Genomic DNA, 18,354 nt, shown 5'->3' with positions numbered 1-18,354 from the left:
GGGCTGTTGCCAAGTTAAGAGCAGAATGCGGGCAATTACTACTGGTTGCTGGGGCGATAGTGCAGCGCTTCGGCCAGATGATCACGGCCAATGTTTTCAGCCTGTTCCAGGTCAGCCAAACTACGCGCGACCTTGAGCAGGCGGTGGGCGGCTCGTAGCGACAGGGTCAGGCGTTCGCAGGCGCTTTCCAGCCAGGTCTGGTCGGCTGTGGATAACCCGCAATACTGGCGCAGGCCGGGCAGGTCGAGGAAGGCGTTGGCGCAGCCCTGGCGCTGTTGCTGGATGTCGCGGGCGGCGGCGACTTGCGCGGCAATGGTGGCGCTGCTTTCGCCGTGGCTGCTGCTGGTGGACAGTGCCGTGGCTTCGCGGGCGACAGTCAGGTGCAGGTCGATGCGGTCGAGCAAGGGGCCGGAGAGTTTGTTGCGGTAGCGCTGGATCTGTTCGCTGCTGCAGCGACAGCGCCCGGTGGGGTCGCCAAGATATCCACAGGGACAGGGGTTCATGGCGGCGACCAGCTGGAAGCGCGCCGGAAAGCGGATCTTGTCCTTGGCCCGGGCGATGACGATTTCGCCAGATTCCAGCGGTTCGCGCAGCACTTCCAGTACGCGCCGCTCGAACTCCGGCAGCTCATCGAGGAACAGCACGCCGTGATGGGCCAGGGTTATCTCTCCTGGCTGCGGTCGGCTGCCACCGCCGACCAGCGCAGCACCTGAGGCCGAATGGTGCGGATGACGAAACGGACGCTGCGGCCAGCTGCTCAGCGGTACATGGCTGGCCACCGACTGGATCGCTGCCACCTCCAGTGCCTCGCGCTCATCCAGCGGCGGCAACAGGCCGGGCAGGCGGCTGGCGAGCAGGGTCTTGCCGGTGCCGGGTGGGCCGCTGAACAGCAGGTTGTGTGCGCCTGCGGCCGCGACCAGTAGCGCGCGCTTGGCGGCTTGCTGGCCTTGCACTTCGTTGAGGTCGGGGTAGGGGCGGATCTGCAGCAACAAGCCGTTGGCAGCGTAGGGGTTGAGCGGGGTCTGGCCGTTGAAGTGGGCGACCAGCTCCAGCAGGTGACTGACTGCAAACACCACCAGCCCCGATGCCAGACAGGCTTCTTCGGCATTTTCCTGCGGCACGACCAGGGCCCGACCGGCTGCTCGTGCAGCCAAGGCTGCGGGCAGAACACCTTGCACCGAGCGGATCGCCCCGGACAGCGCCAGTTCGCCCAGGCATTCCACCTCGCCAAGCGCTGCAATCGGGAACTGGCCGTTGGCGGCGAGAATCCCCAGGGCGATGGCCAGGTCGAAGCGCCCGCCATCCTTGGGCAGGTCGGCTGGCGCGAGGTTGAGGGTGATGCGCCGGGCGGGGAATTCCAGGCCGGAATTGAGGATCGCGCTGCGCACCCGATCCTTGCTTTCCTTCACGGTCGCTTCCGGCAGGCCAACCAGGGTCAGCGCCGGCAAACCATTGGCCAGATGCGCTTCAACACTGACCGCCGGGGCCGAAACACCGACCTGGGCACGGCTGTGGACAAGGGCGAGGGACATGAACGCTCCATGATCTAGACGAGGCCGCGTCCTGCGGCTCTGCAAGCGTAGTGGGGTGGAGCGGATCGGGGCGGGGAAGAGTGAGTCAGGTTTTTACAGGACCATTTGTGCGAGCGCTGCGCACTCGATCGCCGGCAAGCCAGCTCCCACAGGTTCAGCACTGTTCTCAGGCTTGGCGCTCACCTTGTGTAGGAGCGGGCTTGACCCGCGATGGGGTCAGCTCAGCCAGCTCCCACTGCTCCCCGGGCTGGCACTGACCCTGTGGGAGCTGGCTTGCCAGCGATGAGGCCAGCTCAGCCAGCCACGCCGAGCGCACTACCGCGTCGCTCAGGCGCGCACGTAAACCCAGGCCGTCAGGCCAGAGGCCAGGGTCACCGCAACCCGCTTGTAGTCGGACACTTCATAGGCATCCGCCGCCGCAAGCTCGGCCTCGCTGATCTGGAAGACCATGCCGGCCACGCTGTCGTTTGCATTGTTGCTGGGGGTGACGATCGGGTGGTGGGTCTTGCCGCTGGTGGCCAGGACTTGCGGGTCGGTAATTTCCACCCATGTCTGGCTGTAACCGAGCATCTGGTCAGTCTGGCCGACCAGTTCGCGGCCGAAGTTGGCCAGTTGCACGGCTTTGTCCTGCAAGGTGCCGTAGGAGAACAACAGCACCGGGTACTCAGTAGAAGGCGTCATCGCAAGCTCACTCGGCAGCGGGCGGGTTCTGGCGTGCTTCCATCTCCGCGACCTTGGCTTCGAGCGCTTCAAGGCGGGCGCGGGTGCGGGCCAGGACGACCATCTGGCTGTCGAATTCTTCCCGGCTGACCAGTTCCAGTTTGCTGAACCCACTTTGCAGCAGGGCCTTGAACTGGCTTTCGATTTCGCTGCGGGGCTGCGAGGAGTCGCCACTGAACAGGCGCGAGGCCTGGTCGCTCAGGGCATCAAGAAAGGCTTTGGGCGCGAGCATGTTCGGCTGTCCACAGTATGCAATGGGGCGCCAGTGTAACACGCACCTTTAGCGCCCCAATGCTGCACGCTTTTCGCGCATGGCGGCGAAACGCCGCGCACCGTTGTTGTGCATCAAAACGGTGCTGGCGACTGGCCAAGTCGGGCCGAGTAACGTAAGTCCCTGTAATCCGGGGGTTTAACCAATCTGGCAAGCTTTCTGCTAAGACCTTCATGACCCATGCACTGATGCAGTCACCATGACGACGCGTTACAAAGCCAGGCACTGCGCTTAGACTTGAGTCGGGTTTGTTTTCCTGGGGCAAGTCCACCAATTCGGGAGAGAGTTTCATGAAGCTAGTCACTGCCATCATCAAGCCGTTCAAGTTGGACGACGTGCGCGAGTCGCTGTCCGAAATCGGCGTGCAGGGCATCACTGTCACTGAAGTCAAAGGTTTCGGCCGGCAGAAAGGTCACACCGAGCTGTATCGCGGCGCTGAATATGTGGTCGATTTCCTGCCCAAGGTGAAGATCGACGTCGCCATCGACGACAAGGATCTGGACCGGGTCATCGAGGCGATCACCAAGGCGGCCAACACCGGCAAGATCGGTGACGGCAAGATTTTCGTGGTCAATCTGGAGCAGGCGATTCGCATCCGTACCGGCGAAACCGATACCGACGCGATCTAACAAAAAAGCCTCACCAAACCCCAACGCCCCAGGAGATAACAATATGACTCTGCGTCAGTTCGCAGGGCTAGGAGCCCTTTTGTCCCTCGTAATGCCCGGCCTGGCCCTGGCAGAGGAGGCAGCCCCCGTGCTCAACTCCGGCGATACCGCCTGGATGTTGACCGCCACAGCCCTGGTGCTGTTCATGACCATCCCTGGTCTGGCCCTGTTCTACGGCGGCATGGTGCGTTCCAAGAACGTGCTGTCGGTGATGATGCAGTGCTTTGCGATCACCGGCCTGATCAGCGTTCTGTGGGTGGTTTACGGCTATAGCCTGGCGTTCGATACCACCGGTATGGAGCAAGGTGTAGTCAACTTCAATTCCTTCGTTGGCGGTCTGTCCAAGGCGTTCCTCGCCGGCGTGACCCCGGCGAGCCTGACCTCTTCGGCGGCGCTGTTCCCTGAAGCGGTATTCATCACCTTCCAGATGACCTTCGCGATCATCACCCCGGCGCTGATCGTCGGTGCCTTTGCCGAGCGTATGAAGTTCTCGGCGATGCTGATCTTCATGGCCATCTGGTTCACCCTGGTCTACGCGCCGATCGCCCACATGGTCTGGAGCGGCAACGGCGGCCTGATGTGGGACTGGGGCGTGCTCGACTTCGCCGGCGGCACCGTGGTGCACATCAACGCCGGTATCGCCGGCCTGGTGGCCTGCCTGGTGCTGGGCAAGCGCAAGGGCTTCCCGACCACGCCGATGGCGCCGCACAACCTCGGTTACACGCTGATGGGCGCGGCCATGCTGTGGATTGGCTGGTTCGGCTTCAACGCAGGCTCTGCCGCTGCGGCCAACGGCACCGCCGGCATGGCCATGCTGGTGACCCAGATCGCCACCGCCGCAGCGGCCCTGGGCTGGATGTTCGCCGAGTGGCTGACCCACGGTAAGCCAAGCGCACTGGGCATCGCCTCGGGGGTGGTAGCAGGTCTTGTGGCCATCACCCCGGCTGCCGGCACCGTCGGGCCGATGGGCGCCCTGGTGATCGGCCTGGTGGCAGGCGTGATCTGCTACTTCTGCGCCACCAGCCTCAAGCGCAAGCTCGGCTATGACGACTCCCTGGATGCCTTCGGCGTGCACGGCATCGGCGGTATCGTCGGTGCGATCCTCACCGGCGTGTTCGCAGCCCCGGCCCTGGGTGGCTTCGGCACCGTTGAAGACATCGGCGCACAAGTCTGGATTCAGGCCAAGGGTGTCGGCTTTACCGTGATCTACACCGCGATCGTCACGTACGTGATCCTCAAGGTGCTGGATCTGGTCATGGGCCTGCGGGTCAACGAAGAAGAAGAGTCGGTCGGTCTCGACCTGGCGCAACACAACGAGCGCGGCTACAACCTGTAACGGCCTCGAAAAAAACTTGCCCGGCTTGCCGGGCATTTTTTTGCCCGTAAATTGTCCGTTCGTTCAAGCGCAAACGGTTTCTACCCGAGCTTTGATGGCTGCGTGTGATGTGGGCAGAAAACTTACAGCGCTCAGTGAAATTTAGGCACTTTGCTTTTTCTCTGAGCACGCTAGAATGCGCGCCGAAGGGTGCTGACGAGCTGTCCGCAAACTTCCATACCCTTTGCTAGGCTTGCCAATAAGCGAGTCGATCACGCCAGGGTATGTCGGCGCATTAACGCCGCCCGCTCTTTATTTGTACAGGCCTCGCCCGTGACGTGGGGTTTGCCCGGTTCTCGCCATTCGTTGTGGCGCAACCACGGCCTGCGGCCAGTCCGCGGACCTTGAATTTTTTCTGGCAGCTGTCGATTTTCGACGTTGCTGGTCTATAACTAATCTGCTTTTCGCAAGTCATGAGGTAGAACATGAGCGACGACGATCTGGAAACTGACGACCTCGAAGTAGGCGACGAAGACGAAGGTGATGAAGGCCTCGAAGCGGCAGCTGATGATGTGGCTGACGACAGCGGCGACGACAGCCCGGCACCTGTAGCCAAGGGCAAGAAGTCGGCGGCGGTCTCGGTCGACGAGATGCCGAGCATGGAAGCCAAGCAGAAGGAGCGTGATGCTCTGGCCAAGGCCATGGAAGAGTTTCTCTCCCGTGGTGGCAAGGTGCAGGAAGTGGAGGCCAACGTGGTCGCCGATCCGCCCAAGAAGCCGGACAACAAGTACGGTAGCCGCCCTATCTGAGTGGCCCCGTCAGCAAAAAAGCCCGCCGTCGCTGCGGGCTTTTTTGTGTCTGTAATGGTTGGATCGCCGAAATGTAGGAGCGGGCTTGCCCCGCGATGCGATGTGCGCTGACAGTCCGCAATCGCGGGTCAAGCCCGCTCCCACAGATTTAGCGCCAGCTGTTGAGCAGTTCAGGCAGCTGCGACAGGCGCTGGATCTCCGCGTCAGGGCGGTTCTCAGCCTCCCAGGTCTTACCCTGAGGGTTGAACCAGATCGCCCGCAGGCCGGCACGCTGGGCGCCGGCAATGTCATCGCCGGGGTGATCGCCGATATGCACCGCCGCATGCGCTTCGACCTCACCCTGACGCAGGGCTTCGAGGAAGGGCTGCGGATCGGGTTTGCCAACGCCTAGGTCTTCGGCGCACAGGGCAAACTTGAAGTAGTCGGCCAGGCCCAGGCGGCGTACATCGGCGTTGCCGTTGGTAACCACACCCAGGGTATAGCTGTGCCGGAGGATCTCCAGTACCGGCTGCACTTCGGGAAAAATGTCGATCTGGTGCCGGGCATGCAGGAACACTTCGAAGCCTTCGTTGGCCAGCTCACGGGCCTTGTTCTCGCTGTAGCCGACCTCTTCCAGGGCGCGGAACAGCACGCGCCGACGCAGGGCGCTGATGCGGTGCTTGAGCCCGGGTTCCGCCTGCACCAGATGCTCGCGGATGGCGTACAGGTGCTCCACCGGGACCGCGCCCAGGGTTGGCGCATTGGCCGCCAGCCAGTCGCGCAGGATGGCCTCGGCGCTGACAATCACCGGCGCGGTGTCCCACAGGGTGTCGTCGAGGTCGAAGGTGATCAGCTTGATGCTCATGAGTCACTGCCCTTACTGCGTTTGGCCCGGGGATGGGCGCTGTCATAGACGGCGGCCAGGTGCTGGAAGTCCAGGTGAGTGTAGATCTGCGTGGTGGCGATGTCGGCGTGGCCAAGCATCTCTTGCACGGCGCGCAGGTCCTGGGACGATTCCAGCAGGTGGCTGGCGAAGGAGTGCCGCAACATGTGCGGGTGCAGGTTCTGGCCCAGCTCGCGGGCACCAGCGGCCTGCACGCGCAGCTGAATGGCCCGTGGGCCGAGCCGTCGGCCTTGCTGGCTGACGAATACGGCGCCGTCCTGCGGGCCACTGCCAGCGCGCAGGGGCAGCCATTGTTCCAGCGCCTCGCGGGCCTTGCGGCCGACCGGCAGCACGCGGGTCTTGCTGCCCTTGCCGTGCACCTGCACCAGGCCGCCCGGCAGGTCGAGCTGCTCCAGGTTGAGGCTGGTCAGCTCCGACAGGCGCAGGCCGGAGGAGTAGAACAGCTCGAGCATGGCCTGGTCGCGGCGGGCGAGAAATTCATCCTCGACTGCGCCTTCCAGCAGTTGCAGGGCGCGGTCGGTGTCGAGGGTCTTGGGCAGGCGCCGCTCGCCCTTGGGTGCCGACAGGCCGTTGGCCGGATCGTGGCTGCAGTGGCCTTCGCGGTTGAGGTAGCGGTAGAAGCCACGCACTGCCGAGAGCAGGCGGGCGAGGCTGCGTGAAGACTGGCCCTGATGGTGCTGGCGGGCGATCAGTTGGCGCAGATGCTGGATTTGCAGGGCGTTCCAGCTGTCGATGCCGCCTTTGGTGCAGAACGCCAGGACACTTTCGAGGTCGCGTCGGTAGGCCAGCTGGGTGTGTTCGGACACCTGGCGCTCGTTGCGCAAGTGCGCGCAGAAGGCCTCCAGCTGGCGTTCCACTAGCGCACCGGACGCAGGGTCTGGGTATGGCGCGGGACGACCCGGCCCAGCACTTCGGCGATGTAGCTGAGGAACAGGGTGCCGACCGTGCTCTTGTAATGCTGCGGATCGCGGCTACCGATCGCCAGTACGCCGTGCAGGCCCTGATGGTTGAGGGTGGCGACGGCGCTGGAGCCGACTTCCTTGCGCTGCTCTTCGCCGAACAGAAAGTCCAGCTCGTGATCACGCAGGTTGCCGCTGACCGTCTTGCCGGCGCACAGCAGGCCGCCAATGGCTTGCTGGGCGTCTGTGCTGTTGACCCAGCGGCCGACCGGCGCGGCGGTTTCGCCGAACAGGATCAGGCTGACAAAGGGCACCTTGAACTCCTGGCGCAGGCTGTCTTCGACGGCCATGACCACGCTTTCGAGGCTGTCGGCATCGAGCAGGTCGAGGATCAGCCGGCGGGTCTTGTCGAACAGCCGGTCGTTGTCGCGGGCCACGTCCATCAGTTGCGAAAGGCGGTGGCGCATTTCGATGTTGCGGTCGCGCAGCAGCTTGAGCTGGCGCTCGACCAGCGACACGGTGTCACCACGCTGATGGGGGATGTGCAGCTCGCTGAGCAACTCGTCGTGCTCGGCGAAGAACGTCGGGTTGTCGCGCAGGTAGGCAACCACGGCCTCAGCCCCGAGGTTGGGCGTCGAGCCCTCGGCGCTAAGGTCGGTGGGCTGTTCGGCGGGAGCCTGGGGCTGATCGGTCATGGCTGGTACTCACTCATAGACGAACCTGTCCTTCAAACACGCGTACGGCGGGGCCGGTCATCAGCACCGGTTTGCCCGGGCCTGCCCATTCGATGGACAGGCGCCCACCCGGCAGGTCGATCAACAGCGGTGAATCCATCCAGCCCTGGCTGATCGCCGCCACGGCAGCGGCGCAGGCGCCAGTACCACAGGCCTGGGTTTCGCCAGCGCCACGTTCCCACACCCGCAGTTGCGCGCGGTGGCGGTCGATGACCTGGATGAAACCGACATTGACCCGCTGCGGGAAGCGCGGGTGATGCTCGATCTGCGCGCCCAGCTCGTGCACCGGTGCGGCGTTGATGTCGTCGACGCGCAGCACCGCATGGGGGTTGCCCATCGACACGGCGGCCAGTTCGACAGTGCGTCCGGCGACCTCCAGCGGGTAGCTCAGGGCCTGGGCCGGCGCGTCGAACGGAATCTCGGCCGGCACCAGCCGCGGCGGGCCCATGTCGACGCTGATCTGCCCGTCGTTGCGCACGTCCAGCTCGATGATGCCGCCCTTGGTTTCGACGCGGATGCGTTTTTTAGCGGTCAGGCGCTTGTCCAGCACGAAGCGTGCAAAGCAGCGCGCACCGTTGCCGCACTGTTCGACTTCAGAGCCGTCGGCGTTGAAGATCCGGTAGCGGAAATCCACTTCCGGATTGCTCGGCGCCTCGACGATCAGCAACTGGTCGAAGCCGATGCCGGTGTGGCGGTCGCCCCATTGCTTGGCGTGCTTGGGCAGAATGTGCGCATGCTGGCTGACCAGGTCGAGGACCATGAAGTCGTTGCCCAGCCCATGCATCTTGGTAAAACGCAGCAGCATGGGTTTACTCCGGCAGCAGGCTTTCGCCGGCGAACAACTCGGCCACGGTTTCGCGACGACGCACTTCGAAGGCCTGGTCACCATCGACCAGCACTTCGGCACAACGACCACGGGTGTTGTAGTTCGAGCTCATGACAAAACCATAGGCGCCCGCCGAGTGCACCGCCAGCAAGTCGCCTTCGGCCAGGTTCAGTTCGCGCTCTTTGGCGAGGAAGTCGCCGGTCTCGCAGATCGGCCCGACGATGTCGTAGGTACGGCCTTCACCGGCACGCGGTTGCACCGCGGTGACGTTCATCCAGGCCTGGTACAGGGCCGGGCGGATCAGGTCGTTCATCGCCGCATCGACGATGGCGAAATCCTTGTGCTCGGTGTGCTTGAGGTACTCGACCTGGGTCAGCAGTACGCCGGCGTTGGCGACGATGTAGCGGCCCGGCTCGAACACCAGGGCCAGGTCGCGATCACCGACGCGCTCGCGGATGGCCTTGATGTAGTCGCTGGCCAGTGGCGGCTCTTCGTCGCGATAGCGCACGCCGACGCCGCCACCCAGGTCCAGGTGGCGCAGGAGGATGCCGCAGTCGCCGAGGCGGTCGATCAACGCCAGCAGGCGGTCGAGGGCATCGAGGAAGGGTTCCAGGGTGGTCAGTTGCGAGCCGATATGGCAATCGACGCCGACCACTTCCAGGTTCGGTAGCTGCGCGGCGCGGATGTACACCTCTTCGGCATCGGCGATGGCGATCCCGAACTTGTTTTCTTTGAGGCCCGTGGAGATGTACGGGTGGGTGCCGGCATCGACGTCCGGGTTGACCCGCAGCGAAACCGGCGCACGCACGCCCATTTCGGCAGCCACTGCCTGCAGGCGCTCGAGCTCGTCGGTGGATTCGACGTTGAAGCAGTGCACGCCGACTTCCAGGGCGCGGCGCATGTCTTCGCGGGTCTTGCCGACGCCCGAGAACACCACGCGATCGGCACGCCCGCCAGCAGCCAGGACCCGCTCCAGCTCACCGCCGGAAACGATATCGAAACCTGCGCCCAGGCGGGCCAGCAGGTTCAGCACGCCGAGGTTGGAGTTGGCCTTGACGGCGAAGCACACCAGGTGCGAAACACCCTCCAGGGCATCGGCGTAGCTACGGTACTGGGCCTCGATGTGGGCGCGCGAGTAGACGTAGGTGGGCGTGCCGAAACGTTTGGCGATGGCCGACAGGGCCACGCCTTCCGCGAACAGTTCACCGTCGCGGTAGTTGAAAGCGTCCATGGGTTACCCTTACTGGTGCTTGTGCGATTGCGACTTTTGACCGTCTTTGCTTTCGTCTGGCAGGTACAGCGGGCCCTTCTGGCCGCAGGCGGAAACGAGGCAGGCAACCGCGACGAGCGCCGCGAGGGTGGAGATCAGGCGCTTCATGGCGTAATCCTTTGTAATAAGCAGTATTGCGCCCGAGTATACCGAGCGCCCGGCCCCTTGCCTATGCAGGCAGCCCGCCGTCGGGCGGGGTGGTGGCTGCGCCGGCGGGCGCAGGTCGGTATCCTTTGCATTCGGCGCGCCGCGCTCGTATCTTGCCCGGCTTGCGTGTGTGCAGACATTTTTGAGGTTCTTGCAATGAGTTTGACCGAAGCGCGTTTTCACGACCTGGTCGACGCGACCCAACAGGCCCTGGAAGACCTGTTCGACGAGACTGACCTGGATCTGGACATGGAGAACTCGGCAGGGGTCCTGACCATCAAGTTCGACAACGGCAGTCAGCTGATCTTCAGCCGTCAGGAGCCGCTGCGCCAACTGTGGCTGGCCGACAGGTCCGGTGGTTTCCACTTCGACTACGACGAGCAGAACGGCAAGTGGACCTGCGAAAAGAGCGGAGAGCTGCTGGGCGAAATGCTCGAGCGCATCGTCTGGGAGCGAGCGGGTGAAAAGCTCGATTTCGACGACATCTGATGAGCAGTGCAGCCAAGCCGGCCAAGCCGCTCTACAGCAATGTCAGCCCGGCAGTGCCGTCGCCGTGCATCAGCACCTGCCGGCTGGATGAGCACAAGGTCTGCATCGGCTGCTTCCGCCATGTCGAGGACATTCGCCAGTGGCGTGCGGCCGACGATGAGCAACGCCGGCAGATCTGCCGTGAGGCGCTGGCGCGTCGCCAGCTGGCCGGGTCGGCATAGACCCTCCGGGTATTGTGTATTTACTTGGCTGTGGTAGTGTCGAACCTGTTTCGGCTGTGCCGAATTCCTGCAAACCCCGCCCTTGGGCGGGGTTTTGCTTTATATCGCCCAGAAAAAGGAGTCTGACCGGATCATGAGCACCAAGCCTTCCATTATCGTCACCCGATTGGACGTACAGCGTCTCGAGCGTCTTATCGACAGCCTCGATGAGAAGACGCAGGATTCGCCGGGTGTGCTCGCCTTGCAGGACGAGCTGGACCGCGCCGAAACGGTCGGTCACGAGGAAATTCCGGCCGGTGTCGTGACCATGAACTCCCGGGTTCATTGCCGCGAAGAAGCCAGTGGCAAGGACTACCACCTGACTTTGGTCTATCCGAAAGACGCCAATGCCGACGAAGGCAAGATCTCCATCCTCGCCCCGATCGGCAGCGCGCTGCTGGGCTTGTCGGTGGGCGAGAAGATCGACTGGCCGGCCCCGGGCGGCAAGACCCTCAAGCTCGAGCTGCTGGCAGTCGAGTACCAGCCAGAAGCGGCAGGCGACTTCGACCTCTGAGCCTCAAGCCTGCGCCAGGGCCTCGTTGAGCGCCCGCTCCAGTTCGCCCTTGTAGCGCAGGTACAAGATGCTCGAACCCAGGCCGTCGGCCAGCAGGCCGGACAGGTCCAGGTCAGTGATGTAACACCGGTAGCGCTCGGCCTCGAGGCGCTGCTCGATGATCTCGCGGGCGACCACGGCATACAGCTGGTCGCCGTGCTCGAGCTGGGAAAACTCCCGTTGATTGCAGTACAGCGTGACTTGCACGTCGTCGCTGGCGCCTGCCTGCAAAATCGCCTGCACCTCGTAGTACGGCCGGTCGCTAGTTTTGACCTCGACCTGGCGCGCTTCCACCTGGCGGACCTTGCCGGTACCCGATGGCAACAATTGGTAATAAAGAATATCCAGTGAGCCTTGGGCCTGCAGGTTGTCCAGCGGCAGGCGCGCTTCGCGGCGAAACACGATTGATTGCAAAAAGCGCTGCAGCGGCAGCAACAGGCTGTTTTCATCGTGGAACGGCAGGCGCTGCTGCCACAGCGCATTGTGCTCATCGAGCACATAGACATCCGCCCAGGCGTCCTGCACCCGATAGAACAACTGGATGCACTGCGGCTGCCCCAGGGACAGCAGCTGGGCCAGGTCAAGCTCCTGCAGGGCGTTGGCGTCCAGGTGCAGGGGGCTGTAATCGCTGCGCTCTTCGCCGAGGTAACGCAGCACGGCGTCCTGATCTTCCAGGGTCACCAGGTTCACCGCGCCGCTTTGCAGTTCCAGCACATGGGTGTGTTGCTCAACCTGCAACAGGTAGCGGTGGTTGAGGTTCTGCGCGAGCAGCGCCTGGGTAGTGGCGAACACTTCCTCGACCCGCAGGGCGATGGCCTGGGCACGGTTGTGGCAGAAACAGCGCACCCGCAGCCTCGGCGTGTGGCCGGTGCCGAGGCTGTTGAGGTAATCGCGCAGGCAGCGCAGCAGGGCATGTTCGCCGTCGTAGCGGTGTACCTGCACTTCGTTCCAGCTATTGAGCGTGACCTGATCGAGGGTCAGCACCAGGTTTTCGCGCACCCCGGCATAGCTCAGCGAGTCGGTGCGCTCGGTGGTCATCAGGATGTTCAGGTCGCGGTGGTGCTGCAGCGGGTCGATGCCGACGTTGACCAGCAGAAGGATCTCGTCCGCCACGCTCGGTTGCAGCAGGCGCTGTTCGCTGACCACCGGCAGGGGCAGGGCGACGCTCTGTTGCAGGCTGCCGAGCAGGTTGAACAGCTCATACTCGCTGAGGTCGCTGCTGCCCGGGTGCAGGGCCAGGCGCGTGCTGCTGTCGATCACGCCATTGCGGTGGGCCCAGGTCAGCAATTCGAGCAGTTCGCGGCAACGCTTGATCGGGGCAAAGTGCTCCCACTCGTGTACGCCCAGGTTGCCGTTGTACAGGCCCCAGTGAGTTTGCCCGGGTTCCTTGCGGTTGGGCGACTGGACCAGGGTCAGGGTGTCTTCGGCGAGGTCCGGGGCGATCCCCGGGTTGATGAACTCGACCTTGCCGGCGCGCCGTTCGAAGGCGGCGTACAGGCGCCGGCCGAGGACGCTGAGGTCACGCTGGTCGATGCGGCTGATAGCGTTCTGGCTGCGGGCGAATTGGCAGAGGAAGCGGTAGCTGTAGTTCAGCTCGGCCACCAGCTCACGGCGCTCGACCGCCACCTGGCGGACTTTCCACTGGCTGCGGCTGTCGAGCAGCGCCAGTTGGCGCTCATCCCAGCCCCATTCCTGGCTGAGGCGCTGCAGCAGGTCACGCTGCCAGCTGGCACTACGCTGGCGGGCCAGGCCGCTGAGTTTCTTGTTCACCTTCAAGTACAGGCTGCGCCGCACCAGCTCCAGCCGCTCACGTTCGCCACGGCCTTGCAGGTACTGCTCGATACGCCGGTAGACCATCATGTACGGGTCGAGCTCGTCGAGATCGAGGTGATTGCTGAACACCGCCTGCTTGAACTGCAGGCTCAGGCACTGTACCTGCGGGTGTTCGCTGGCATAGACCTCGGTGAGCAGCAGCTTGAGCACCGACTTGTAGGGCGACTCGATACCCTTGAACAGCTGCCACAACCCGGCGCCGACGAACTCGCCCGGCGGGATGTGCGCGAGGTTGCCGAGGTCGAGGTTGTCTTCGGCGCGCACGAAGCGCTTGGACAGCAGGGTATCGATGTATTGCCTGTAGCGTGTTTCTTCGTAGACCGGTACCAGCCACCACAAGGGCGTGCGCCCGGCGAGCCAGATGGCGGTACGGTAAAACTCGTCGAGCAGCAGGTAATGCTGGGTGGTGCCGCAGTCATCGGAGCTGAGCTGGCCGTCGCGCTCGCCCTGGACGAAGCTTTGCGGCTCGATCAAAAACAGGTGGGCTTCGGCGCCCTGGCTGGCAGCCCAGATTTCCAGCAGCAGGCATTTCTTGCGCAGCTCTGCCAGTTCGCTTTCGCTGAGGTCGGCGGCGTGACAGACCCAGACGTCCATATCGCTTTGCTCGGCCTGGGCCAGGGTGCCCAGGCTGCCCATCAGGTACAGCCCGTGAATCGGCTGGGGCGGGTTGCCGCGGCGGGCCTTGTACGAGAACGAGCGGGTCAGGCGCTGGGCTTCGGCCAGCAGTGGGGCATCAGGCTCGAAATTGGCGACGCCCGCCGGTGTGTTGCCGGATACATAACCGGGTAGCAGTGGGTGATTGACGTGGAAAAACAGCGGCAGCAGGGTCAGCACCTGCTGTTGCCGGCTCGACAGCCCGTCCATGGCCCGCCCCAGGCGCCCCTGGTTGAGCGTCAGGAAACGTTGGCGCAGCTGGCTGAGCACCTTGCGGTCAATGCCCTGGTCGAGGTCGGGGCGAATTTCGTGGGGGTGGTTCATGGCGAGCTAAACCGGCCGTCTGGGGAGCAATGGCGAGTTTAAGCTATTTTAATTTTGACGCCATTTTATTAGCGTTGGTGTGGATACGACCGCTAGCAAGGCCAGCCCCCACTGTGGGAGCCGGCGTTGCCGGCGATGGACTGCAAGGCAGTCCCGATCAGGCAGGTTCGACGACATTCAGAATGTTCAGCAACACCTGCACGTTCTCGGCAGCATCGTGACCAAGGCTGGTCAGATACCCGCCATCGGGCTGGTCGGTGAGCTTTTTCTCGTACAGGCGACGCGCAGCGGCGATCACCTCCTTGGAGGCAGTGTTATGGACCTTGATGCCTTCCTGGCTGCTATCCAGGTTGAACAAGGCAAGGACTTCCAGCTCGGCAATCAGTTCGGGGGTAAACGACATAGAGACTCCGACTTCCAGACAAGGAGGGCAGCACCGTCGCCGGTGCCTGGTTTTGCAGTGTAGTCAGGGAAATCCTGCTTTGCTTCAGACCTTTTCCGGCGGCAGCTCGGGCAGGGCGCGCAAGGCGGTTTCGTACCATTCGGTGTTGAACGCGCGGTCGTCTTCGAGCATCGCGTCAATCTCGTAGGCCAGCACATGGGCCATCAGGTTGAGAATATCTTCACGCTCGTAGCCCACCAGGGTCAGCTTGTTGAACGTGGCCTTGGCCGCCGGCGGGTTGTCGCTTTCGATCTGGTTCTCGATGGCTTCGATCAGGGTCGACTCGGCGAACTCTTCTTCGTCGTTGTCGATATCGGTTGGTTCGCTCATGGGCGCTTTCCTCTTTAGGGGGGCCCAGTTTGCCACGAGCCGGGCACCGATGCCTTGCTATCGACGAACTCCATGATGCTGGTCAGTGCCCGGCACTTGGGTCTATAACAACCCGGCCAACCCCTTTACGGCCTGGAGGCTGTTTCATGCTCAAGCTTCATGGATTTTCGGTCAGCAACTACTACAACATGGCCAAACTGGCGCTGCTGGAGAAGGGCGTGCCGTTTGAAGAAGTGCTGTTTTTCGGCGGCCACAGCCCCGAAGCGCTGAAGCTCAGCCCGCGCGGCAAGGTGCCGGTGCTGGAGACCGAAGAGGGCTTTATCAGCGAAACCAACCTGATCCTCGACTACATCGAGCGGACCCAGCCGGGCAAGGCGCTATTGCCTGAAGGGGTTTTTGCCCAGGCCAAGGTGCACGAGCTGGCCAAGGAGATCGAGCTGTACATCGAACTGCCTGCCCGCGCCTGCTACCCCGAAGCATTTTTCGGCGCACGGGTCGATGACGCCATCAAGGCCAAGGCCAAGGCCGAATTGCTGGCCGGTATCGCCACCCTCAAGCGCAATGGCAAGTTCAGCCCATTTGTGGCCGGCGACAGTCTGACCCTCGCCGACATGCTGTTCTGCTTTAGCGTCGACCTGGCCTATGCCGTGGGCAAGAAGGTCTTCGCCATCGACGTGCTGGAAGACTTCCCGCAAGCGCGTGAGCTGTTGGAGCGCTTCAAGCACAACCCGAACGTGCAGAAAATTGCCGCCGACAAGGAAGCGCAGATGCCTGCTTTCCTGGAGATGGTGCGCTCAAGCAAGCCTTGAAGGCCAAGTGCTGCCACCCAGTCAGAACTGGCCGGGCAGCAGCACGCGACAGGGCTTAGCGCGCGGCGAGCAGCGCCTTGCCGCGGGCTACGGCAGCGCGTACTTGTGCAGGCGCAGTACCGCCGATGTGGTCACGGGCGTTGACCGAGCCTTCGAGGGTCAACACGGCGAACACGTCCTGCTCGATCTGGTCGCTGAACTGGCGCAGTTCGTCCAGGCTCATTTCGGCCAGGTCCTTGCCGGTATCGACACCGTATTTAACCGCGTGGCCGACGATTTCGTGGCAGTCACGGAACGGCAGGCCGCGGCGCACCAGATAGTCGGCCAGGTCAGTGGCGGTGCTGAAGCCGCGCAGGGCCGCTTCGCGCATGATGGCGTGGCGTGGCTTGATCGCCGGGATCATGTCGGCAAAGGCACGCAGCGAGTCGCGCAGGGTGTCTGCGGCGTCGAACAGCGGCTCTTTGTCTTCCTGGTTGTCCTTGTTGTAAGCCAGGGGTTGGCCTTTCATCAGGGTCAGCAGGCCGGTGAGGGCGCCGAACACACGGCCGGTCTTGCCGCGTACCAGCTCCGGCACGTCCGGGTTTTTCTTCTGCGGCATGATCGAGCTGCCGGTGCAGAAGCGATCAGGCAGGTCGATGAACTGGAACTGGGCGCTGGTCCACAGCACCAGCTCTTCCGAGAAGCGCGACAGGTGCATCATCGCCACGCTGGCGGCAGCGCAGAATTCGATGGCGAAGTCACGGTCGGAGACGCCGTCGAGCGAGTTGCCGGCCACGGCTTCGAAGCCCAGCAACTGGCAGGTCAGTTCGCGGTCGATCGGGTAGGTGGTGCCGGCCAGCGCGGCGCTGCCCAGGGGCATGCGGTTGGTGCGCTTGCGGCAGTCGACCAGGCGCTCGTAGTCGCGGCTGAGCATCTCGAACCAGGCCAGCAGGTGGTGGCCGAAGGTTACCGGCTGGGCGGTCTGCAGGTGGGTGAAGCCGGGCATGACGGTTTCGGCTTCGCGCTCGGCCTGTTCCAGCAGCCCCTGCTGCAAGCGGGTGATTTCGGCCAGGATCAGGTCGATCTCGTCACGCAGCCACAGGCGGATATCGGTTGCGACCTGGTCGTTGCGGCTACGGCCGGTGTGCAGCTTCTTGCCGGTGATGCCGATGCGGTCGGTCAGGCGCGCTTCGATGTTCATGTGCACGTCTTCAAGGTCGACGCGCCAGTCGAAGTTGCCGGCCTCGATTTCGCCCTGGATGGTCTTCAGGCCATCAATGATGGTGTCGCGTTCGGCGTCGGTGAGAACGCCGACCTTCGCCAACATGGTGGCGTGGGCGATCGAACCCATGATGTCGTGGCGATACAGGCGCTGGTCGAAATTGACGGAGGCGGTGAAACGGGCGACGAAGGCGTCGACGGGCTCACTGAAGCGGCCGCCCCAGGACTGATTGGTCTTGTCGGTGCTCATGGATTCACTCGTTGAAGGCGTGAACGGAAAAAGTGGCGTCGATCATAGCAGGATTGGCGGCCCTGCCGGAGTGCGGCGGTCGGGGCAAATGCGGGTTTATGTCGCAGCACAGGCCCGCGACAGCGCGCTTGCAACAGGATATTTATCGATTGAACGGCAGTGTTGCGGCAACCGTCTACAGTTGGACAGAGGCTCGGCATGTTTCCTGCCGAGCCAGTGAATCTTTAGCCATCGTGCGAGTCTGAGCGTGGATCGCCGTGACGGTCGTCACCTCACCTGTCTACGCTATCCTTGTGCGAGACTCACGCAGGAATCCAGCGCAATATGAATGTCCTGATCGTTGATGACGAACCCCAAGCCCGGGAACGCCTGAGCCGACTGCTCGGCGAACTGGAGGGCTATACCGTGCTGGAGCCCAGCGCCACCAATGGCGAAGAGGCTCTGGCCCTGATTGACAGCCTCAAGCCCGAGGTGGTCCTGCTCGACATTCGCATGCCGGGGCTGGATGGCCTGCAGGTCGCTGCCCGGCTGTGCGAGCGTGAAGCACCGCCTGCGGTGGTGTTTTGCACCGGTGACGATGAGTTCACCGTACAGTCGTTCAAGGACAGCACCCTGGGCTATGTGCTCAAGCCGGTGCAACCCGACAGCCTGCGCGAAGCCCTGAGAAAGGCCGAGCGCCCCAACCGCGTGCAACTGGCGGCCCTGACCCGTCCGGCAGCCGAGAGCGGCAGCGGCCCGCGCAGCCACATCAGTGCCCGTACCCGCAAGGGCATCGAACTGATCCCCCTCGATCAGGTGATCTATTTCATTGCCGACCACAAGTACGTGACCCTGCGCCACGAATCCGGTGAAGTGCTGCTCGACGAACCGCTCAAGGCGCTGGAAGACGAGTTCGGCGAGCGATTTGTGCGTATTCACCGCAACGCCCTGGTCGCCCGCAACCGCATCGAACGCCTGCAACGCACGCCACTGGGGCATTTCCAGCTATTTCTCAAGGGCCTCAATGGCGATGCCCTGATTGTCAGCCGCCGACATGTGGCCGGTGTGCGCAAAATGATGCAACAGCTTTAAGGGCGGGGACCATGGAGCAGTCGACGGCCAGGGAAGGTCGCCTCCTCCCATGATTTAGATCTGCT

At 63.3% G+C, this 18,354-nt stretch carries 21 protein-coding genes and 1 pseudogene; 9 read left to right on the top strand and 13 right to left on the bottom strand.

The features are described 5' to 3' along the window. Positions 1-38: 38 nt before the first annotated feature. From ABM562_RS04475 to ABM562_RS04465, 3 genes are all read right to left on the bottom strand, one after another. The gene (locus ABM562_RS04475) at positions 39-1,532 is read right to left on the bottom strand and encodes a YifB family Mg chelatase-like AAA ATPase (RefSeq protein WP_460420998.1); all 1,494 of its coding nucleotides are present in this window, start codon (positions 1,530-1,532) and stop codon (positions 39-41) included. 327 nt (positions 1,533-1,859) lie between these two features. Beyond that, on the bottom strand, positions 1,860-2,213 hold the full coding sequence (locus ABM562_RS04470) for a gamma-glutamylcyclotransferase family protein (RefSeq protein ID WP_115084715.1): 354 nt from the start codon (positions 2,211-2,213) through the stop codon (positions 1,860-1,862). Between the two features lie 7 nt (positions 2,214-2,220). Next, positions 2,221-2,484, bottom strand: coding sequence for an accessory factor UbiK family protein (locus tag ABM562_RS04465; RefSeq protein ID WP_115084717.1), 264 nt, complete (start codon positions 2,482-2,484; stop codon positions 2,221-2,223). 329 nt (positions 2,485-2,813) lie between these two features. Between ABM562_RS04465 and glnK the strand changes: the two genes are divergently transcribed. The 3 genes from glnK to sutA all read left to right on the top strand — a co-directional run bounded on the left by glnK (position 2,814) and on the right by sutA (position 5,315). Further along, a complete protein-coding gene (gene glnK / locus ABM562_RS04460; protein ID WP_002555808.1) occupies positions 2,814-3,152 on the top strand; it encodes a P-II family nitrogen regulator in 339 nt (112 codons plus the stop codon). Between the two features lie 43 nt (positions 3,153-3,195). Beyond that, entirely contained in the window at positions 3,196-4,527 is a 1,332-nt protein-coding gene (locus ABM562_RS04455) for an ammonium transporter (protein ID WP_010221118.1), read from the top strand. 464 nt (positions 4,528-4,991) lie between these two features. Beyond that, positions 4,992-5,315, top strand: a complete 324-nt coding sequence (gene sutA, locus ABM562_RS04450; RefSeq protein ID WP_115084719.1) for a transcriptional regulator SutA — start codon at positions 4,992-4,994, stop codon at positions 5,313-5,315. Between the two features lie 148 nt (positions 5,316-5,463). On the opposite strand, the gene ABM562_RS04445 is transcribed toward sutA, so the two are convergent. The 6 genes from ABM562_RS04445 to lptM are packed head-to-tail and all read right to left on the bottom strand — an operon-like array spanning position 5,464 to position 10,035. Then, positions 5,464-6,159, bottom strand: a complete 696-nt coding sequence (locus tag ABM562_RS04445; RefSeq protein ID WP_460420994.1) for an HAD family hydrolase — start codon at positions 6,157-6,159, stop codon at positions 5,464-5,466. After that, positions 6,156-7,055: a tyrosine recombinase XerC gene (xerC, locus tag ABM562_RS04440; RefSeq protein ID WP_115084722.1), complete on the bottom strand. Its 900-nt coding sequence runs from the start codon at positions 7,053-7,055 to the stop codon at positions 6,156-6,158. The genes ABM562_RS04445 and xerC overlap by 4 nt, the downstream gene beginning before the upstream one ends. After that, positions 7,055-7,792, bottom strand: coding sequence for a DUF484 family protein (locus tag ABM562_RS04435; protein ID WP_115084724.1), 738 nt, complete (start codon positions 7,790-7,792; stop codon positions 7,055-7,057). Before ABM562_RS04435 ends, xerC begins: the two co-directional genes overlap by 1 nt. 13 nt (positions 7,793-7,805) lie before the next feature. After that, the gene (dapF, locus tag ABM562_RS04430; RefSeq protein ID WP_045200978.1) at positions 7,806-8,636 is read right to left on the bottom strand and encodes a diaminopimelate epimerase; all 831 of its coding nucleotides are present in this window, start codon (positions 8,634-8,636) and stop codon (positions 7,806-7,808) included. A gap of 4 nt (positions 8,637-8,640) precedes the next feature. After that, complete coding sequence (gene lysA, locus ABM562_RS04425) at positions 8,641-9,888, bottom strand: diaminopimelate decarboxylase (RefSeq protein WP_115084726.1); 1,248 nt, start codon at positions 9,886-9,888, stop codon at positions 8,641-8,643. Positions 9,889-9,897: 9 nt separating this feature from the next. After that, complete coding sequence (gene lptM / locus ABM562_RS04420) at positions 9,898-10,035, bottom strand: LPS translocon maturation chaperone LptM (protein WP_038998077.1); 138 nt, start codon at positions 10,033-10,035, stop codon at positions 9,898-9,900. 195 nt (positions 10,036-10,230) lie between these two features. Between lptM and cyaY the strand changes: the two genes are divergently transcribed. The 3 genes from cyaY to rnk all read left to right on the top strand — a co-directional run bounded on the left by cyaY (position 10,231) and on the right by rnk (position 11,337). After that, positions 10,231-10,563 (top strand): iron donor protein CyaY, encoded by a 333-nt coding sequence (gene cyaY, locus ABM562_RS04415; RefSeq protein WP_038998079.1) that lies wholly within the window; start codon positions 10,231-10,233, stop codon positions 10,561-10,563. Further along, a complete protein-coding gene (locus tag ABM562_RS04410) occupies positions 10,563-10,784 on the top strand; it encodes a DUF1289 domain-containing protein (RefSeq protein WP_010221127.1) in 222 nt (73 codons plus the stop codon). The genes cyaY and ABM562_RS04410 overlap by 1 nt, the downstream gene beginning before the upstream one ends. 133 nt (positions 10,785-10,917) lie before the next feature. Continuing rightward, complete coding sequence (gene rnk / locus ABM562_RS04405) at positions 10,918-11,337, top strand: nucleoside diphosphate kinase regulator (RefSeq protein WP_115084729.1); 420 nt, start codon at positions 10,918-10,920, stop codon at positions 11,335-11,337. A gap of 3 nt (positions 11,338-11,340) precedes the next feature. Here the strand turns inward: rnk and ABM562_RS04400 are convergent, their stop codons facing one another. The 3 genes from ABM562_RS04400 to ABM562_RS04390 all read right to left on the bottom strand — a co-directional run bounded on the left by ABM562_RS04400 (position 11,341) and on the right by ABM562_RS04390 (position 14,959). After that, positions 11,341-14,187 carry a class I adenylate cyclase gene (locus ABM562_RS04400; RefSeq protein ID WP_460420990.1) on the bottom strand — a complete coding sequence of 949 codons (2,847 nt, stop codon included), beginning with the start codon at positions 14,185-14,187 and terminating at the stop codon, positions 11,341-11,343. A 157-nt stretch (positions 14,188-14,344) separates the two neighbouring features. Next, entirely contained in the window at positions 14,345-14,590 is a 246-nt protein-coding gene (locus tag ABM562_RS04395; RefSeq protein WP_045200993.1) for a TIGR02647 family protein, read from the bottom strand. An 84-nt stretch (positions 14,591-14,674) separates the two neighbouring features. Then, positions 14,675-14,959 (bottom strand): hypothetical protein, encoded by a 285-nt coding sequence (locus ABM562_RS04390; RefSeq protein ID WP_010221131.1) that lies wholly within the window; start codon positions 14,957-14,959, stop codon positions 14,675-14,677. Positions 14,960-15,105: 146 nt separating this feature from the next. Between ABM562_RS04390 and ABM562_RS04385 the strand changes: the two genes are divergently transcribed. After that, positions 15,106-15,768 (top strand): glutathione S-transferase family protein, encoded by a 663-nt coding sequence (locus ABM562_RS04385; protein ID WP_134064926.1) that lies wholly within the window; start codon positions 15,106-15,108, stop codon positions 15,766-15,768. Positions 15,769-15,823: 55 nt separating this feature from the next. Here the strand turns inward: ABM562_RS04385 and argH are convergent, their stop codons facing one another. Then, on the bottom strand, positions 15,824-17,218 hold the full coding sequence (argH, locus tag ABM562_RS04380) for an argininosuccinate lyase (protein WP_115084735.1): 1,395 nt from the start codon (positions 17,216-17,218) through the stop codon (positions 15,824-15,826). Positions 17,219-17,438: 220 nt separating this feature from the next. Here argH and ABM562_RS04375 point away from each other — a divergent pair. Then, a pseudogene (locus ABM562_RS04375) lies at positions 17,439-17,546 on the top strand (sensor histidine kinase); the annotation flags it as partial. Continuing rightward, positions 17,543-18,289 (top strand): LytR/AlgR family response regulator transcription factor, encoded by a 747-nt coding sequence (locus ABM562_RS04370; protein ID WP_115084737.1) that lies wholly within the window; start codon positions 17,543-17,545, stop codon positions 18,287-18,289. The pseudogene ABM562_RS04375 and the gene ABM562_RS04370, both read left to right, overlap by 4 nt. The last annotated feature ends 65 nt before the right edge of the window (positions 18,290-18,354 follow it).

It is taken from the genome of Pseudomonas sp. ZL2, from assembly GCF_054788455.1.
Note: the sequence above shows the minus strand (reverse complement) of the source record. Positions and strands in the feature narration are given on the sequence as shown.

Coding starts and splice junctions, on each gene's coding strand:
- ABM562_RS04475 (WP_460420998.1), bottom strand. CDS start 1,532: ATGTCCCTCGCCCTTGTCCACAGCCGTGCCCAGGTCGGTGTTTCGGCC.
- ABM562_RS04470 (WP_115084715.1), bottom strand. CDS start 2,213: ATGACGCCTTCTACTGAGTACCCGGTGCTGTTGTTCTCCTACGGCACC.
- ABM562_RS04465 (WP_115084717.1), bottom strand. CDS start 2,484: ATGCTCGCGCCCAAAGCCTTTCTTGATGCCCTGAGCGACCAGGCCTCG.
- glnK (WP_002555808.1), top strand. CDS start 2,814: ATGAAGCTAGTCACTGCCATCATCAAGCCGTTCAAGTTGGACGACGTG.
- ABM562_RS04455 (WP_010221118.1), top strand. CDS start 3,196: ATGACTCTGCGTCAGTTCGCAGGGCTAGGAGCCCTTTTGTCCCTCGTA.
- sutA (WP_115084719.1), top strand. CDS start 4,992: ATGAGCGACGACGATCTGGAAACTGACGACCTCGAAGTAGGCGACGAA.
- ABM562_RS04445 (WP_460420994.1), bottom strand. CDS start 6,159: ATGAGCATCAAGCTGATCACCTTCGACCTCGACGACACCCTGTGGGAC.
- ABM562_RS04435 (WP_115084724.1), bottom strand. CDS start 7,792: ATGACCGATCAGCCCCAGGCTCCCGCCGAACAGCCCACCGACCTTAGC.
- dapF (WP_045200978.1), bottom strand. CDS start 8,636: ATGCTGCTGCGTTTTACCAAGATGCATGGGCTGGGCAACGACTTCATG.
- lysA (WP_115084726.1), bottom strand. CDS start 9,888: ATGGACGCTTTCAACTACCGCGACGGTGAACTGTTCGCGGAAGGCGTG.
- lptM (WP_038998077.1), bottom strand. CDS start 10,035: ATGAAGCGCCTGATCTCCACCCTCGCGGCGCTCGTCGCGGTTGCCTGC.
- cyaY (WP_038998079.1), top strand. CDS start 10,231: ATGAGTTTGACCGAAGCGCGTTTTCACGACCTGGTCGACGCGACCCAA.
- ABM562_RS04410 (WP_010221127.1), top strand. CDS start 10,563: ATGAGCAGTGCAGCCAAGCCGGCCAAGCCGCTCTACAGCAATGTCAGC.
- rnk (WP_115084729.1), top strand. CDS start 10,918: ATGAGCACCAAGCCTTCCATTATCGTCACCCGATTGGACGTACAGCGT.
- ABM562_RS04400 (WP_460420990.1), bottom strand. CDS start 14,187: ATGAACCACCCCCACGAAATTCGCCCCGACCTCGACCAGGGCATTGAC.
- ABM562_RS04395 (WP_045200993.1), bottom strand. CDS start 14,590: ATGTCGTTTACCCCCGAACTGATTGCCGAGCTGGAAGTCCTTGCCTTG.
- ABM562_RS04390 (WP_010221131.1), bottom strand. CDS start 14,959: ATGAGCGAACCAACCGATATCGACAACGACGAAGAAGAGTTCGCCGAG.
- ABM562_RS04385 (WP_134064926.1), top strand. CDS start 15,106: ATGCTCAAGCTTCATGGATTTTCGGTCAGCAACTACTACAACATGGCC.
- argH (WP_115084735.1), bottom strand. CDS start 17,218: ATGAGCACCGACAAGACCAATCAGTCCTGGGGCGGCCGCTTCAGTGAG.
- ABM562_RS04370 (WP_115084737.1), top strand. CDS start 17,543: ATGAATGTCCTGATCGTTGATGACGAACCCCAAGCCCGGGAACGCCTG.